This window comes from Rhizobium sp. B230/85, assembly GCF_019355735.1.
Lineage (GTDB): Bacteria > Pseudomonadota > Alphaproteobacteria > Rhizobiales > Rhizobiaceae > Rhizobium > Rhizobium rhododendri.
In genome coordinates, this window is the sequence record NZ_CP072158.1 from 40,647 (window position 1) to 56,279 (window position 15,633).

General features: G+C 61.6%; 13 protein-coding genes and 1 pseudogene. 8 read left to right on the top strand and 6 right to left on the bottom strand.

What is annotated here, in order from left to right; translation table 11 throughout:
* Positions 1–20 precede the first annotated feature (20 nt).
* From J5289_RS25290 to J5289_RS25325, 8 genes and pseudogenes are all read left to right on the top strand, one after another.
* On the top strand, positions 21–746 hold the full coding sequence (locus tag J5289_RS25290) for an SDR family oxidoreductase (RefSeq protein WP_209185634.1): 726 nt from the start codon (positions 21–23) through the stop codon (positions 744–746).
* A gap of 139 nt (positions 747–885) precedes the next feature.
* Positions 886–1,788, top strand: coding sequence for a YiiG family protein (locus tag J5289_RS25295; RefSeq protein WP_209185633.1), 903 nt, complete (start codon positions 886–888; stop codon positions 1,786–1,788).
* 231 nt (positions 1,789–2,019) lie between these two features.
* Positions 2,020–3,045 carry an alcohol dehydrogenase AdhP gene (adhP, locus tag J5289_RS25300; RefSeq protein WP_209185632.1) on the top strand — a complete coding sequence of 342 codons (1,026 nt, stop codon included), beginning with the start codon at positions 2,020–2,022 and terminating at the stop codon, positions 3,043–3,045.
* 90 nt (positions 3,046–3,135) lie between these two features.
* Positions 3,136–4,284, top strand: coding sequence for an NAD(P) transhydrogenase subunit alpha (locus J5289_RS25305; protein ID WP_209185719.1), 1,149 nt, complete (start codon positions 3,136–3,138; stop codon positions 4,282–4,284).
* Positions 4,281–4,589: an NAD(P) transhydrogenase subunit alpha gene (locus J5289_RS25310; protein ID WP_209185631.1), complete on the top strand. Its 309-nt coding sequence runs from the start codon at positions 4,281–4,283 to the stop codon at positions 4,587–4,589. Before J5289_RS25305 ends, J5289_RS25310 begins: the two co-directional genes overlap by 4 nt.
* Before the next feature lie 2 nt (positions 4,590–4,591).
* Positions 4,592–6,007: pseudogene (locus J5289_RS25315) on the top strand (NAD(P)(+) transhydrogenase (Re/Si-specific) subunit beta).
* Positions 6,008–6,078: 71 nt separating this feature from the next.
* The gene (locus J5289_RS25320; RefSeq protein ID WP_142824967.1) at positions 6,079–7,470 is read left to right on the top strand and encodes an NAD-dependent succinate-semialdehyde dehydrogenase; all 1,392 of its coding nucleotides are present in this window, start codon (positions 6,079–6,081) and stop codon (positions 7,468–7,470) included.
* A 93-nt stretch (positions 7,471–7,563) separates the two neighbouring features.
* The gene (locus J5289_RS25325; protein WP_209207538.1) at positions 7,564–9,054 is read left to right on the top strand and encodes an acetyl-CoA hydrolase/transferase family protein; all 1,491 of its coding nucleotides are present in this window, start codon (positions 7,564–7,566) and stop codon (positions 9,052–9,054) included.
* Positions 9,055–9,067: 13 nt separating this feature from the next.
* Here the strand turns inward: J5289_RS25325 and J5289_RS25330 are convergent, their stop codons facing one another.
* From J5289_RS25330 to J5289_RS25355, 6 genes are all read right to left on the bottom strand, one after another.
* Positions 9,068–9,814, bottom strand: coding sequence for a glycerophosphodiester phosphodiesterase family protein (locus J5289_RS25330; protein ID WP_209185628.1), 747 nt, complete (start codon positions 9,812–9,814; stop codon positions 9,068–9,070).
* Between the two features lie 26 nt (positions 9,815–9,840).
* A complete protein-coding gene (locus J5289_RS25335) occupies positions 9,841–10,716 on the bottom strand; it encodes an ABC transporter permease (protein ID WP_209207551.1) in 876 nt (291 codons plus the stop codon).
* Between the two features lie 17 nt (positions 10,717–10,733).
* On the bottom strand, positions 10,734–11,660 hold the full coding sequence (locus J5289_RS25340; protein ID WP_209185626.1) for an ABC transporter permease: 927 nt from the start codon (positions 11,658–11,660) through the stop codon (positions 10,734–10,736).
* Between the two features lie 12 nt (positions 11,661–11,672).
* Positions 11,673–12,656: an ABC transporter ATP-binding protein gene (locus J5289_RS25345; RefSeq protein WP_209185625.1), complete on the bottom strand. Its 984-nt coding sequence runs from the start codon at positions 12,654–12,656 to the stop codon at positions 11,673–11,675.
* Positions 12,653–13,657: an ABC transporter ATP-binding protein gene (locus tag J5289_RS25350; protein ID WP_209185624.1), complete on the bottom strand. Its 1,005-nt coding sequence runs from the start codon at positions 13,655–13,657 to the stop codon at positions 12,653–12,655. Before J5289_RS25350 ends, J5289_RS25345 begins: the two co-directional genes overlap by 4 nt.
* A 128-nt stretch (positions 13,658–13,785) precedes the next feature.
* The gene (locus J5289_RS25355; protein WP_209185623.1) at positions 13,786–15,414 is read right to left on the bottom strand and encodes an ABC transporter substrate-binding protein; all 1,629 of its coding nucleotides are present in this window, start codon (positions 15,412–15,414) and stop codon (positions 13,786–13,788) included.
* Positions 15,415–15,633 lie beyond the last annotated feature (219 nt).

The window sequence follows — 15,633 nt, forward strand, 5'->3', positions numbered from 1 at the left end:
TGCCTGAGGAGGAGACAGATATGCAGTTTGCCGGGAAATCCGTCATCATCACCGGCGCAGGCAAGGGCATCGGCCGCGCCTGCGCGAAAATCATGGCGGAGCGGGGCGCCGAGGTCATTGCACTCAGCCGCACGGCGTCCGATCTGGAAAGCCTGCGAGAAGAAGTCGGCGGACGCTCGATTGCCGTCGATCTCGCCGACCCGGCTGCGACACGGGCGGCGATGCGGGAAGCGGGTACCGCCGATTTCCTGATCAATAGCGCCGGTATCAACGTGCTCGAATCGAGCTTCGACATGACCGAGGAGGGATACGAGGCGGTCATGGGCATCAACCTTCGTGCCGCCCTCATCACCTGTCAGGAGTTTGGCCGGGCGCGTGTCGCAGCCGGGGGCGGCGGCGCCATAGTCAACATCACCTCGATTGCGGGCCATCGCGGTTTTGCCGAGCATCTTTGTTACGCCGCCTCCAAGGCCGGGCTGGAAGGCGCCACGCGGGTCATGGCCAAGGAGTTCGGCCCGCACGGCATTCGCGTCAACGCAGTCGCCCCGACGATCACGCTAACGGAGCTTGCCCTCAGAGCCTGGAGCGACCCTGTCAAGTCGGAGCCGATGATGGTGCGCCATCCCATCGGGCGCTTTGCCGAAGTCGAAGACGTCGCACGGACCATCGCTATGTTGTTGTCGGAAGACACGGAAATGGTCACCGGCGTGGTCTTGAATGTCGATGGGGGATTTCTCGCAGTCTAGGCGAGGCGTCATACCCGATACTCCATTTTTTCAACCGCAAGATGCCCGGCATCTTGCGGTTGACCTTGCTCACTCCAGCCCCACATCGATTTGGTCTGTATCGTTTATTCAAAATAGATTTTCGTGGGGAATAGGTTTGATGGGATATCTGAAATCCTTGGTTCTGGCGGCGGGGGCCGCACTCTTCGCACTCGGTGCGCAGCCAGCTCTGGTGTGGCAGCCAGCCTACGCGCAGGACGCCAGCGCGTCGGTCAGCGCCACTCAGTTGGCGGTGACCAAGATGAACGCCTACGTCAAATTCATGAACGACACGCTTCGCGCGACGGACTCGCTTCAGCGCTATCGCTTGTGGGTCAACATGAGCAAGGGACCGACCGGCAAGGAGAGGACCATTTACGGTCTCTACTCTCTGTACGATGTCGGCCAGCAGATCGATGTGGTTAAAAAAGCTGCTGTCTCCGAGCCGAAAATGCCCGACCTCGATGCCGCCATGATGGCATATCTCGATGCCTATCAGAAGCTGGCGCCGGTGATCGAAAAGGCCAACACCTATTACGAGCGCGGTGACTACAAGGTGGATAAAATGGAAGGCGGCAAAGCCCTCCATAAGGATATCGCACCGCTAGGCGCCGCTTACGAAGCGCGCCGGAAGGACGCAGAGACCGCCTTGCGCGTAGAAAAGCAAAAGACCGATCTTGCTGCTCTGGCGGCCATCGAAAAGGCTGAAGGCAAGAAGGCGGCCTGGCAGGTTCGCAACACCATGATGCATGCCGAAACGATGATCAATCTCCTGCCGAATGCAGAAAACCCCGTAGTCGACATGCAGGCCTTCAAGACAGCACTGGACGGTTACACGGCCGCGACGACCGAGTTCGACGATTTTTCCTCGGCGAACCCCGGCGCATTCATTGGCTTTGAATCGCGGCCCGATACCATGCTTCGGAGATGCGTGACTTTTATACACTGCTGGAAAAAGCCAAAGGCGACGCTCGCAAGGGAGCCGGTGAAAGTCTCGAGAAAATTGTCTCTGACTACAACCTGATGGTCGAGATGTCAGATACCGCAGTCTCTGATATGGCCCGATAGGGACAGACAAGACAGTTGCTTTGCCGATCGTGACAACGGATCGATGGCAGGCTGCCCACCTGTCGCAATAACGGGACCCCGGAGGCTCTGGTCGTCACTGGCCGGGGCCATGCTCTCCCTCGGTTGATTGAGATCAAGCTGGCTGGTCGGGGTGCATGCTACTTGGCGATAACCCAAGGAGCATTCCATGACGAAAATGATGAAGGCCGCTGTTCTCCACGAATTCGGCAAACCTCTGGTGATCGAGGATGTGCCAGTGCCAGAGCCGCGTGCCGACCAGATCCTGGTCAAGATTGCCGCGACGGGCGTCTGCCATACCGATCTCCATGCCATCAAGGGTGACTGGCCGGTCAAGCCGACCGTGCCGTTCATTCCGGGCCATGAAGGCGTGGGAACCGTCGTCGCCATCGGACGCGACGTCAAGCGCATAAGGGAAGGCGACCGCGTCGGCGTCCCGTGGCTTCATACTGCATGCGGCTATTGCCCCCATTGCCGCACCGGCTGGGAGACGCTCTGCGCCGACCAGCAGAACACCGGCTATTCCGTCAACGGCAGCTTTGCCGAATATGCGCTCGCCGATCCGAATTACGTCGGCCGCCTTCCGGACAATCTGGAGTGGGGTCCCGCAGCACCTATCCTTTGCGCCGGCGTGACGGTTTACAAGGCGCTCAAGGAAACCGAGGTCAAGCCAGGCGAATGGGTGGCGATTTCAGGCGTCGGCGGTCTCGGCCACATGGCAGTTCAGTACGCCAAGGCCATGGGAATGCATGTTGCGGCCATCGACGTTCATCCCGACAAGCTGGCCCTTGCGACAAAGCTCGGGGCGGAGATCGTCATCAATGCCCGTGAGGTCGACCCGGCTGCAGAGCTGCAAAAACGTCTTGGCGGCGTGCATGGCGTTCTCGTCACGGCGGTGTCGCCGGCAGCCTTCGAGCAGGCCTTCGGTGCGCTGCGCTCGCATGGCACGATGGCGCTCGTTGGCCTGCCACCGGGCAAGTTTGCGATGCCGATCTTCGACACGGTCCTGAAGCGCATCACCGTGCGCGGTTCCATCGTCGGCACGCGGCAGGATCTGGAGGAAGCACTGGAATTTGCCGGTGACGGCGCAGTGGCAGCCCACTTCTCCTGGGACAAGCTCGAAAACATCAACGCCATCTTTGCCCGCATGGAAGAGGGCGGCATCGACGGCCGCATCGTTCTGCAGATCGACTAGGCATTTTTATCACCAGTCCCTTACCCAGACCGCAGCCACAGCATTCTCCCGGGGAGGGAACGCTGTAGCCCGGACAACCGTGAAAGTTCGATCCCCATGAAGATTGCAGTGCTCAAGGAAACAAGGGCGGGCGAGAAGCGCGTCGCGCTGGCACCGGCGGTGACGGGCAAGCTCGTCAAGCTCGGCGCCAAACTTCATATGCAGTCTGGTGCCGGCGATGCGGCAAAGCTCCCCGATACAAGCTTTCAGGACGTCGCGTTCGAGCCAGACCTGAAGGCGCTGCTCGGCGATGCCGATATCGTCCTTTCCGTTCAGGCTCCAGCCGTTGCCACCGTCAAGATGATGAAGCCGGGCGCGATCCTGATCTGCCTCGTCTATGCCAACCGGGAGCAGGAACTGGTCAAGGCGCTGTGCGAGGGCAAGATCACGACCTTCGCCATGGAGACGGTGCCCCGCATCAGTCGCGCCCAGGCGATTGACGTGCTTTCGACCCAGTCGGCACTGTCCGGCTACTATGCGCCGCTGCTGGGTGCGGCCAACATGCCGCGAATCCTGCCGATGATGACGACGGCCGTCGGTTCGCTCAGGGCTGCGAAGGTCCTGGTCATGGGGCTCGGCGTTGCCGGGCTGCAGGCACTTGCAACGGCCCATCGCCTTGGCGCGATCACCGAAGGCTACGACGTTCGCCCCGAAACCAAGGAGCAGGCGCTGTCCGTAGGCGCCAAGTTCGTCGAGACCGGCGTCGATGCACGCGGCGAGGGCGGCTATGCCCGGGAATTGACTGCCGAGGAGAAGCTGAAGGTCAATGCGGCCCTGACGCAGCACATCCAGGAGGCCGATCTCATCATCACCACGGCCGCCGTGCCCGGCCGCCCGTCTCCAAAGCTGATCAATGCACAGCAGCTCGCCGGCATGAAGCCGGGGTCAGTTATCGTCGATCTCGGCGCGGAAGGCGGTGGCAATTGCGAGGCAACGAAGCCGGGCGAAACCGTCGAGATCGGGCCGGTCACCATTCTCGCGCCGCTCAATGTGCCGTCTCATCTCGCCCAGCATGCGAGCGAACTCTACGCCAAGAACCTCCTCAATCTCCTCCAACTGATCGTGCGCGATGGCAAGGTGGTGCTCGATTTTGACGATGAGGTCATCGCCAAGACAGTCCTCACTCATGAAGGCCAGATGAGAAACCAGCCACTGCCGAGCGTGGTCCCGGTGAAGACCCCCGAAGGAGCAGCCGTATGATCGCCGACACATCCCTTACCTGGCTCATTGCCCTCTACATCTTCATGCTCGCCGCCATCACCGGCTACGAGGTCATCAGCAAGGTTCCCTCCATCCTCCACACGCCGCTGATGTCCGGCTCCAACTTCATCCACGGCATCGTTGTCGTCGGCGCGCTGCATGCCCTGTTCACGGCGACAAGCATCACCGCGCAGGTTCTCGCCTTCGTGGCTGTGATGCTCGGAGCGGCCAATGCCGCCGGTGGCTACATCGTGACAGACCGGATGCTCGCCATGTTCCGTCCCAGCACCGAAAAGAAGGTTTGATCATGTTCCTTCAACATATCGAGGGGCTGAGCGGCCTTGTGGCCGCAGCTCTCTTCATATTCGGGCTAAAACGCATGTCGTCCCCCGTCACGGCACTTTCGGGGATCGTCGTTGCCGGGATCGGCATGGTCATAGCCGTCGCCGCGAGCTTTCTCGTGCTGGCCGATCTGCCAGAGGCAGCACAGCCGCGCATGCCGGCAAATATCGTACTTGCCGTTCTTGCGCTCGGTCTCGGCGGTGGCTGGGCATGGTGGAATGGCCGCAAGGTCGCCGTCACAGCGATGCCCCAGATGGTTGCGCTCTATAACGGCATGGGCGGCGGTGCGGCGGCGGCCGTTGCTGCAGTCGAACTGCTAAAGGTTGCCACGGCCGAGCCGCTGAATGCCTCCGTCACCATCGCCGGTGCGCTGATCGGCTCTATCTCGCTGACCGGCTGGGTCATCGCCTGGGCAAAGCTCGACGGCCGCATCGACAAGCCATGACGCTTCACGGGCCAGCGCCTGGTCAACGGGCTGGTGTTCCTGCTCGCCATTGCGCTCGGGACCCTGCTTGTCCTGCAGTACGATGGCCTGCCCACCGTTGTCATCGCGCTCCTGTTCTTCGGCTGCGCGCTGGCGTTCGGCATCCTGATGACGCTGCCGATCGGCGGCGCCGACATGCCGGTGGTGATCTCGCTCTACAACGCTTTTACCGGCCTTGCTGTCGCGCTCGAAGGCTATGCCCTGCAAAATCCTGCGCTGATGATTGCCGGCATGGTGGTCGGCTCGGCCGGCACGATGCTGACCGTGCTGATGGCGAAGGCCATGAACCGGTCGCTTGCAAATGTGCTTTTCAGCAACTTCGGGGACGTTAGCGCCGCCTCGACATCAGACATCGCCGGTAGCATGAAGCCGGCAGACGCCGGCGATGCGGCCATCGCCATGCGCTATGCTTCCAGCGTCATCATCGTTCCGGGCTACGGCCTCGCCGTCGCTCAGGCGCAGCAGAAGCTCTACGAACTGGTGAAGATGCTGCAGGCGGCCGACGTCGATGTGAAGTTTGCCATCCATCCGGTGGCGGGTCGCATGCCGGGGCACATGAACGTGCTGCTTGCCGAGGCTGGCGTTCCCTACGACATCATCTTCGACATGGAGGACATCAACGATGCGTTCGCGACGACCGATGTCGCCCTTGTCATCGGCGCCAACGATGTCGTCAATCCGGCGGCGCGCACCGACAAGTCCTCTCCCATCTACGGCATGCCAATCCTCAATGTCGATCAGGCGCACCAGGTCTACGTCGTCAAGCGAGGGCAGGGCAAAGGCTATGCCGGCGTCGAGAACCTGCTGTTTTACGGCGACAACTGCAACATGGTCTATGGCGACGCCCAGGCCGTGATTACCCAGATGGTCCAGGCCATCAAGGAGCTCGGAGGCTGATCCGGCATCCGCTTCTAACCGGTGGCGCCATGGGAAATCGGACGCGCCACACACTGCGAAAGGTAAGTAACATGGCATATGCAACCATCAATCCCTACACGGGCGAAACGTTGAAAACCTTTGCCGACGCCACGGACGCCGAGGTAGGCACGGCAATCGACAAAGCGCACGCCGCCTTCCTGTCGTGGAAAACGGCACCGTTTGCGGACCGCGCCGAGGTCATGCAGAATGCGGCCGACCTGTTGCGTCGGGATGTCGACAGCTACGCCAATCTGCTGACCCTCGAGATGGGCAAGGTGATATCGGAAGCCCGGGCAGAAGTGGAACTGTCGGCAGCTATCTTTGAATACTACGCGAACAACGCTGAAAGGCTGCTTGCCCCACAAAAGCTGCCGGTGGCCGACCCTGCGGAAGGCGACGCCACTCTGGTGCACGAACCCCTCGGCGTCCTGCTCGCCATCGAGCCCTGGAATTTCCCTTATTACCAGATCGCGCGGATCATCGCCCCGCAGCTGTCGGCGGGCAACACCATGCTGCTCAAGCACGCCTCGAACGTGCCGCAAAGTGCAGCGGCGTTTGAGGGGCTGATGAAGGAAGCTGGCCTGCCCATCGGTGGTTTCCAGAACCTCTATGCCACCCGCTCGCAGATCGAGATAATTCTCAACGATCCCCGCGTGCATGGCGTCGCCCTGACGGGTTCCGAAGGCGCTGGCGCCATTGTCGCCTCCCAAGCGGGCAAGGCCCTAAAAAAATCCACCATGGAACTCGGCGGTGCCGACGCTTTCGTGGTGCTTGCCGATGCCGACATGGAAAAGACCGTCAAATGGGCAGTCTTCGGACGGCACTGGAACGGCGGCCAGGTGTGTGTCTCCTCCAAACGCATGATCATCCTCGATGGCGTCTACGATGCGTTCCTCGCGAGCTATATCAAAGGCGTCGCAGCCTTGCGTGCCGGCGATCCCTTCGCACCGGAAACCACGCTCGCGCCAATGTCGTCGCAGGTTGCTGCCGATGAAATCCGCGAGAAGATCGCGCAAGCCGTTGCGCTCGGCGCCACGGCCACCGAAGTCGGGCCCAGCGTTCCCAACCGGGGCGCATTCGTGCAGCCGACGATCCTCACCAACGTCTCGGATGAGAATCCCGCCCGCTATTGGGAATTCTTCGGTCCCGTCTCCATGCTGTTTCGCGCCAGTGACGAAGACGATGCGATCCGCATCGCCAACGATTCGCCTTTCGGCCTCGGTGGCTCGGTGTTCACCTCCGACACCAAGCACGGTGCGGAAGTTGCGGCGAAGATCTCTACCGGCATGGTGTTCGTCAACCATCCGACGATGGTGAAGGCCGATCTGCCCTTCGGCGGCGTCCGTCGCTCCGGTTACGGGCGGGAGCTACTCGACCTCGGGATCAAGGAGTTCGTCAACCACAAGCTGATCAACATCGTCGACATAGACGCACCCTTCTGAGCAGAAATTTCTCCCTGTCGTAGCCGATGCTTCGGTGCCACGACAGGGAGGCCTTACCCCTCCTCTTCAGACCTATCCAACCCCGGGGCCAGAATGTTCGAGACACGCATCCGTCGCAAATCGCTGCTGGACAAGATCACCACGCCGGAGGCTGCGGCCGCCCTGATCAAGGACGGCATGATCATCGGCATGAGCGGCTTCACGAGGGCAGGCGACGCCAAGGCGGTGCCGCTCGCCATGGTCGAACGTGCCAGGACCGATCCATTCAAGATCACCCTGATCACCGGCGCATCGCTCGGCCATGACATCGATCGGATGCTGACCGAGGCTAAAATTCTGGCGCGCCGGATGCCGTTCCAGGTCGACACGACTTTGCGTGCCGCGATCAATCGCGGGGAGGTGATGTTCATCGACCAGCATCTGTCCGAGACGGTCGAACATCTCCGCTGCAACCAGCTCGGTCCGATCGACTACGCCGTCATCGAGGCGACGGCGATTACCGAAGAGGGCGGCATCGTGCCGTCCACTTCGATCGGCAACTCGGCGAGTTTCGCGATCCTTGCCAAGCAGATTATCGTCGAGATCAATCTCAGCCAGCCGCTGGCGCTCGAAGGCCTGCACGACATCTATATCCCCACCAAGCGCCCGTCGCGAGAGCCTATCCCGGTCGTTTCCTGCGATAGCCGCGTCGGTCTTCCCTATGTGCCGATCGATCCGGACAAGATTGCCGCCATCGTCATCACCGGGCAGAAGGACAGCTTCTCGTCCGTCGAGGCACCGGACACGGAAACGGAAGCAATTGCCGGGCACCTGATCCGCTTCATGGAGCAGGAGGTGGCATGCGGCCGGCTCGACCTTTCGCTGCAGCCATTGCAGGCGGGGATCGGTACGATCGCCAACTCGGTGCTTTCAGGATTGGGGAAGGGGCCTTTTCATCACCTCAGGATGTATAGCGAAGTCCTCCAGGACAGCACCTTCGATCTTTTCGATGCCGGAAAGCTCGCATTTGCCTCGGGCTCCTCGATCACGCTCTCGGCCGGATGTGCCGAGCGGGTGTTCGGTGACTTCGACAGATACAAGGCCAAGCTTGTGCTGCGCCCGCAGGAAATCTCCAACCATCCGGAGGTAATCCGGCGTCTCGGGGTAATCGGGATCAACACCGCGCTGGAGGTCGACATCTACGGTAATGTCAATTCCAGCCACTTCAATGGCACGCACATGATGAACGGCATCGGCGGCTCCGGGGATTTCGCGCGCAATGCCTATCTGTCCATCTTCGTCACGAAGTCGCTTGCCAAGGGCGGAAGCATTTCCTCGGTGGTCCCGATGGTCAGCCACGTCGACCACACCGAGCACGATGTCGATATCATCGTCACCGAACACGGCCTCGCAGACCTGCGCGAACTCGCGCCGCGCGAGCGGGCGGCGATGATCATAGCCCGGTGTTCCCATCCGTCCTATCGCGAGCAACTCGAGGATTACCTGGCACGCGCCACCGCGCGCGGCGGCCATACCCCGCACCTGCTCGAAGAGGCGCTATCGTGGCACATCCGCAAGCAGACGACGGGAACCATGCTGCGCTAATCTCGGACCTCGCCTAAAGCGCGGTCATTTCCCCGCGCAGTTTCAGCGCCAGATCCGGGGCATCCGAGGTCAGGTGACCGATGCCGCGCGCAAGCCACCGGCGGATGGTCTCCTCGTCGTTCACCGTCCAGACGCACAGATCTTCGATCGGAACAGCGCCGGTGATGACGTCCCATTCCGCCTCCAGCAATTCGTGGTGTACGGCGACCAGCTTGGCGAGGCCGTCGATCTTCTCGAGGAATCGCGAGATTCCGCCATGCTTTTCTGCCGATATGGCGCTGATCGAGACGAGGCGGGCGATGGCTGGCGCCTGGCGGCGGCAATCCTCCAGAACGGACGTATCGAAGGATGTCAGGCAGCTACGACTGCCGATGCCGAAACGTCCGATCTCACCAGCGACCCGCTCGACGATGCCCTGATAGGGCGTGCCGTTCTCGTCGGCCTTGATCTCGATATGAAAGGCGAGCCGGTTGGCCGGCGCCAGCACTTCCAGCACCTCGGAAAGCGTTGGCATCGCCTCGTGCGTATCCTTCAGCATCACCTTCTGGCGGGCTTCAGGCGAGAGGGTGCGAACCGGGCCGGTATGATCCGTCGTTCGGTCCAGCGTTGCGTCGTGGATGACGACGAGTTCACCGGCCGTGGTCAGGTGGACGTCAAATTCCACCGCGTCGACGCCGAGATCGAGAACGTTGCGAAAGCCCGTCAGCGAGTTTTCGGCCCAGAGATTGCGGGCGCCGCGGTGGCCGGTGATGAGTGTCATTGAGGATGTTTCCTGTTGAGTGGGTGTTAGCGTGTTGTCGGGTCGAGCTTGTCGCGCAGCCAGTCGCCGACAAGCGAGATCGACAGGGTGGTGAGCATGATGACGGCCGAGGGCGCCAGCATGATCCACGGTGCGCGGGTGAGGTATTCTCGCCCGAAGCCGACCATGTTGCCGAGGCTGGATTCGGGCGGCTGGACCCCGAGGCCGAGGAAGGACAGGCTGCTTTCCATCAGGATGATCTCCGGAAATGTCAGCGTCATCGAAACGATCAGCGTCGAGGCGACGTTCGGCAGGATGTGACGGAGGTAGACGCGGAACGGGGATGCGCCGAGCTGCACGACCGCTGCTGCATAACCTTGGGCGCTGGCGGAAATGGCCAGCCCGCGGGCGATACGGGCATAGCGTTCCCAACCGTAGAAACCCATGAGGCAGACGACCAGTGTCATCGACGAGCCGAAGAAGGCCAGTACCGCCAGAGACATGATCAGGAACGGCAGGGCCGCCTGGAAATCGGCTAGCACCAGCACGAGATGTTCGACGATGCCCCGGAATTTCGCGGCAGCAAAGCCGAGCGCCGTGCCGAAGAAGGCCGATATCATCGTCGCCCCGAAGGCAATGATCAGCGACACCTTGATCGACTGCAGCAACCGCGAGAATACGTCCCGACCAAGCTCGTCCGTGCCGGCCCAGTGCTTGAAATGGCCAGGTGCGACAAGACGGCTGCTGAGGTCCATCGCCGTGATGCCGTACGGGCGCAGTTGATCGGCGAAAATCGCGACGAATATCATCGCAAGAAGCCAGACGATCCCGAGCCCGATGCTAAGGGGGACATTGCGCCATAACCAGCCGAGCGGCCCCCGTCTCTTGCTCGTCCTCACGGGAATGGATGTCGCATCTACCATCGTCATGTCCGAAGTCCTCAATGTGCCGACTGGGCGCGCAGGCGTGGATCGAGCCAGCCGTAGAGCATGTCGACGATCAGATTGGAGATAACCATCGTCGCGGCGATCAGCAGCAGGATGCACTGGACGACCGCGAGATCGCGGTTGCTGACCGAGACCACCAGAAGACGACCGATGCCCGGCCAGGAAAAGATCGACTCCACGACGACGGCGCCGGCAATCAGCGTGCCGACCAGGAAGCCGACGATTGTCACGATCGGCACGGCGGCGTTCGGCAATGCATGTTTCCACACAACGTCGCGCCATTTCAGGCCCTTTGCCGAAGCTGTGCGGACATAATGCTGGCCCATCACCTCGATCATCGCACTGCGCGAAAAGCGTGCCAGGATACCGATATAGCCGATGCTCATGGTCACGATCGGCAGGATCATCTGCTGCCACGTGCCTTGGCCACCCGATGGCAGCAGACCGAGGATCACCGAGAAGATCAGCACCAGCAGCAATCCCATCACGAAGGAGGGAACGGTGAAACCGAGGATCGCGGCCATGATGACACTGCGGTCGGCAAAGCTCTGGCGATGCAGGGCGGCATAGACACCCGCCGGAATGCCGATCAGGAGCTGCAGGCAAAGAGCCGGGATAGTCAGTTCCAGTGTCGCCGGTATGCGGTCGATGACCAGATGCAGGGCAGAGGCCCTGTCGCGCATGGAAACGCCGAAATCACCAGTGAGGATGGATTTCATGTAGGCGAAATACTGGACCCACAGGGGCTGGTCGAGACCCCATGCTTTGCGAAAGGCATCGACGGCTTCCTTGGGCACATCGGGACCGAGCATCACCTGCGCCGGATCGCCGGACATGCGCAGCACGACGAAGGCGAAGGTGACGACCGCCACAATGGTAATCAGTGCCCGAAGGATCCGGACGAGAACGAAACGCAGCATGTTTATCTCCCGCTATGCGGCAATCGAGGCGTCGTCGGTCTTCACCAGGTGACAGGCGGCAGTCCGGCCATCGCCGATGGTCTGCAAGGCAGGCACTGTCGTGCGGCATATCTCGGCTGCAATCGGGCAGCGCGGATGGAAGGCACAGCCGGAAGGCCGGTTGGCAGGGTTCGGCGGCTCGCCCTGCAGGATGACCCGACCCTCAAGCTGTCTGCCCGGAACAGGCACGCTGGAGACGAGAGCCTTGGTGTAGGGATGCTGCGGCGAACTGAAGATCACGTCCGAGGAGGCTTCCTCGACGATCCGCCCGAGATACATTACGGCGACGCGGTCGGCGATGTTGCGAACGACCTTCAAGTCATGGCTGATGAACACCATGGCGAGCCGGTTTTCCGCCTGCAGGTCGCTCAGCATGTTCACAACTTGCGCCTGGATCGACACATCGAGCGCCGAGACGGGCTCGTCGCAAACGATCAGCTTCGGGCGAGACGCCAGCGCCCTGGCGATGACGGCGCGCTGCCGTTGGCCGCCGGAAAGTTCATGGGGATAGCGATCGGCCTGGTCTTGGCGCAGCCCGACTGCGGACATCAACTCGGTCACACGCAGATTGCGCTGTTCCTTGGGCACGAGCTTGTGGATATCGAGGGGCTCGCGGATCTGGGCGGAAATCGTCAGGCGCTTGTCGAGCGCTGCCAGCGGATCCTGGTGGACGAATTGCATCTTTGCCCGCCATGCCCGCCAAAGGCGGGTCGCCACGGCCGGCATGGGCTTGCCTTCGAACAGAACCTCGCCCGACTGGACAGGATCGATGCCGAGCAACATCCGGCCAAGCGTCGACTTGCCCGACCCGGATTCCCCGACGATACCGAGCGTCTCGCCGACGTTGACGGATAGCGATATGCCGTCGACGGCCCGCACAGGTGTGGGCCTGCCGAAAGCACCGGTCGGGATATGATAGGTTCGAACGAGGCTTCTGGCCTCGAGAAGCGGCGTCACGAGGCAACCTCTTCCGCAACTCTGGACGGAAAACTCACCAGCTCACGCGCAGGCACGGGGCGCAGGCAGGCGAGCTTCCTGCCATCCTCCATCGTCTCGAAAGCCGGCATCTCATGACGACAGTTTTCCACGGCGCGCGCGCAACGTGGCGAAAATGCACATCCGGATGGCATATGCTTCGGGTTCGGGACAGTGCCGGGAATGGGGACCAGGCGCTTGCGTGGCCCGTCGATGGTCGGAATGGCGTCGAACAGGCCGCGTGTATAGGGATGGCGCGGTTCAGAGAAGAGCTGGGCAATGCTGCCCTCTTCGATGATCCGGCCGGCATACATGACGCAGATCCGTTCGCAGACCTGTGAGACCGCGCCGAGATCGTGGCTGATGAACACGGTCGCCATACCGGTCTCCGCCCGAATCTGGATCAGCAGATCGAGAATCTGCGCCTGGATCGTCGCATCGAGCGCCGTTGTCGGCTCATCGGCAATCAGCAGATCGGGTTCGCCGGCCAGTGCCATGGCGATCATCAGTCGCTGACATTGGCCACCGGAAAATTCATGCGGATAGAGATCGACGCGACGGCGGGCGTCGGGGATGCCGACGATGTCCAGCAGCCGCAGTGTTTCGGCCGCTGCCGCTGCTCCGTGCAGTCCGCGGTGGAGCGCAAGAGCCTCGGCAATCTGCCGACCGATGCGCTGCACGGGGTTGAGCGAACTCGACGGATCCTGGAAAATGATCGCGATGCGGCCGCCTCTGACCTGTTCGAGCACTGAGCGGGGGGCGCCGCAGAGTTCCCGGCCTTCGAGCGTCACGGAGCCGCTGATCTGGGCCCGGCGCGGCAGCAGGCCTAGTGCCGCGAGCCAGGTCACGGACTTGCCGCAGCCGGATTCACCGACGAGCCCGACCGATTCCCCTCGTCTTATGTCGAGATCGATGCCGTGAAGCACAGGAACGCCGTCGAAGGCGACCTTCAGATTGCGGAGCTCTACGAGATTGGTTAGCAACGGGACGGTCTCCCTCTAAATGACGGCGCTCGTATCGAAGTCCGGGCGGGAGGCGCTTGGACAGGCCGTGTCTGGTACAAAAAAATGCCCCGGCAGCATCATGCAGCCGAGGCAAATAGATCGGGGTCTCAGCTGGCCCAGTTGTTGGCGCGGAAGTCCATGGCGAAGGCGGGCGCTGCCTTCCATTTCAGGGACGATTTCATGCCGGTAAATACCGCGTTCTGGTGGAGGACCTGGTAGGCCGGATCTTCGCGCTCGCAGATCTCGAGCATGCGAGCAAATGCCTTCTTGCGTGCCGCGCGGTCTGTCGATGTCTCGAGAATTCCAGACATCTGGTTTGCCTCGGCGTTGAACCAGTCCTTTTGCTGCTGGATTTCGCTGTTCGGTCCGAACTGGCTGACAATGCAGGAGACCGGATCGTTGAAGGCCGGGGATGCGGACCAGTCGCGCACGCCCTTCATGCTGCTTGCGTCCTGGATCTGGGCCCAGTTTTCCTTCATCTGGATCTCGACATTGATGCCGACCTGCTTCCACATCTCCACCATGATCTGGCCGTTGGACGTCTGGTTGGTGTAGTAGTTGTTGAGCAGGCGGAAGGGGATGGCATCGCCCTTGTAGTTGGCCTGCTTCAGGAGATCCTTGGCCATCTCCGGATTGTATTCCGGAACCGTCCATCCCTTGACGAACATCTCGCCATAGGAGTCAAATTGCAGGCCGGCCGGGATGTTCGTCTTGCCGGCCCACAGGGCATCGACGATGGCCTGGCGATCGATCGCATGGGTCATGGCACGGCGCACCAGCGGATTGGCGAGCACCGGGTTCTGAGTGCTGAAAACCGAGATGCGGTGGTTGAAAATGGTCGAGCCCTGAACCTCGAAGCCCGAAGTTGCCTGGACGGCACCTATCTGGTCCGGCGGCAGGTCGCAGGCGAAATCGAACTGGCCGGAGAGAAGGCCGTTCACGCGCGACGAGACTTCAGGCACTTCGACGAAGCGGATTTGCTCGAGCGGAGGGCGGCCGCCCCAGTACTGGTCGAAGGCCAGCAGCGTCAGGGATACGTCTGGCTTGTACTCGCCGACCATGTAGGCGCCTGTCGTGATCGGCTTGCGTGCCCAGTCGAGATAGGAGGGGGCTTCATCCCAGGCGCGGCGATTGGCGATCTGGCTGCCGAAGGCGTAAAGCCGGCCTTCGAGCGTGACATCCGGCGTGACATTGTGGAACCGTACCGTGTACTTGTCGACAGCCTCGACACCGGCCAGTGCCGGCCAGAGACGTCGTCCGACGCCCGGGAAGGTGGCCGGCAGTTCCTTTGCCGTCGTCGGCTTGTTGTCGGCCTCGAAAATGGTCTTGCCGCCTGCAGGCTGGCTGTTGCCGAAGACGCGCTGCGGCGAGAAGCTGAACACGACGTCATCGGCAGTCAGCTCGTCGCCATTGTGGAATTTGACGCCCTGGCGGAGCGTCAGTTCGAGTGTTTTTTCGTCGATGCGTTTCCACTCGGTGGCAAGACCCGGGATCGGCTCCTGGTTACCCATCCAGTTGCGGACGATCAGGCCTTCCCACAGATTGGGGAAGAATATGCGCTCTCCGACGTTCGACTGCTCGTACCAGATATCCAGCGTGTTGTTGATGGTGATCTTCTGGACTGCGACCGTGATGGACGGGCGCTTGCCCTGGCCCATCGACAGTTTCGGGAGCATGAGACTGCCGGCGGTCCCGCCGATCAAACCGAGGGCTGCACGCCGATTGAGTGAAATCATGGTAATCTCCTGTGAGCGGCATTTCGCCTCGTCGCAGGGGAGGGGTATCCGCTCGCTGGATGTCACGTCGTTGAAACTGGGGTGAATTTTTGGTGACACGGGTGCATCAGGCGGTCATCCGTTCAACCATGGGAAAGAGGAGCGCAGAGCTGAAGAGCAGATTTTTGCCAGCGCCGAAGGCGCAAAACTGCGCTCGTGCGGCCGTAAGCGACGGTCGGG

What these genes read in the sequence shown, in the direction of transcription:
- J5289_RS25325 (WP_209207538.1), top strand. Translation starts at nt 7,564, where the DNA reads ATGTTCGAGACACGCATCCGTCGCAAATCGCTGCTGGACAAGATCACC.
- J5289_RS25310 (WP_209185631.1), top strand. Translation starts at nt 4,281, where the DNA reads ATGATCGCCGACACATCCCTTACCTGGCTCATTGCCCTCTACATCTTC.
- adhP (WP_209185632.1), top strand. Translation starts at nt 2,020, where the DNA reads ATGACGAAAATGATGAAGGCCGCTGTTCTCCACGAATTCGGCAAACCT.
- J5289_RS25320 (WP_142824967.1), top strand. Translation starts at nt 6,079, where the DNA reads ATGGCATATGCAACCATCAATCCCTACACGGGCGAAACGTTGAAAACC.
- J5289_RS25295 (WP_209185633.1), top strand. Translation starts at nt 886, where the DNA reads ATGGGATATCTGAAATCCTTGGTTCTGGCGGCGGGGGCCGCACTCTTC.
- J5289_RS25355 (WP_209185623.1), bottom strand. Translation starts at nt 15,414, where the DNA reads ATGATTTCACTCAATCGGCGTGCAGCCCTCGGTTTGATCGGCGGGACC.
- J5289_RS25290 (WP_209185634.1), top strand. Translation starts at nt 21, where the DNA reads ATGCAGTTTGCCGGGAAATCCGTCATCATCACCGGCGCAGGCAAGGGC.
- J5289_RS25330 (WP_209185628.1), bottom strand. Translation starts at nt 9,814, where the DNA reads ATGACACTCATCACCGGCCACCGCGGCGCCCGCAATCTCTGGGCCGAA.
- J5289_RS25335 (WP_209207551.1), bottom strand. Translation starts at nt 10,716, where the DNA reads ATGGTAGATGCGACATCCATTCCCGTGAGGACGAGCAAGAGACGGGGG.
- J5289_RS25340 (WP_209185626.1), bottom strand. Translation starts at nt 11,660, where the DNA reads ATGCTGCGTTTCGTTCTCGTCCGGATCCTTCGGGCACTGATTACCATT.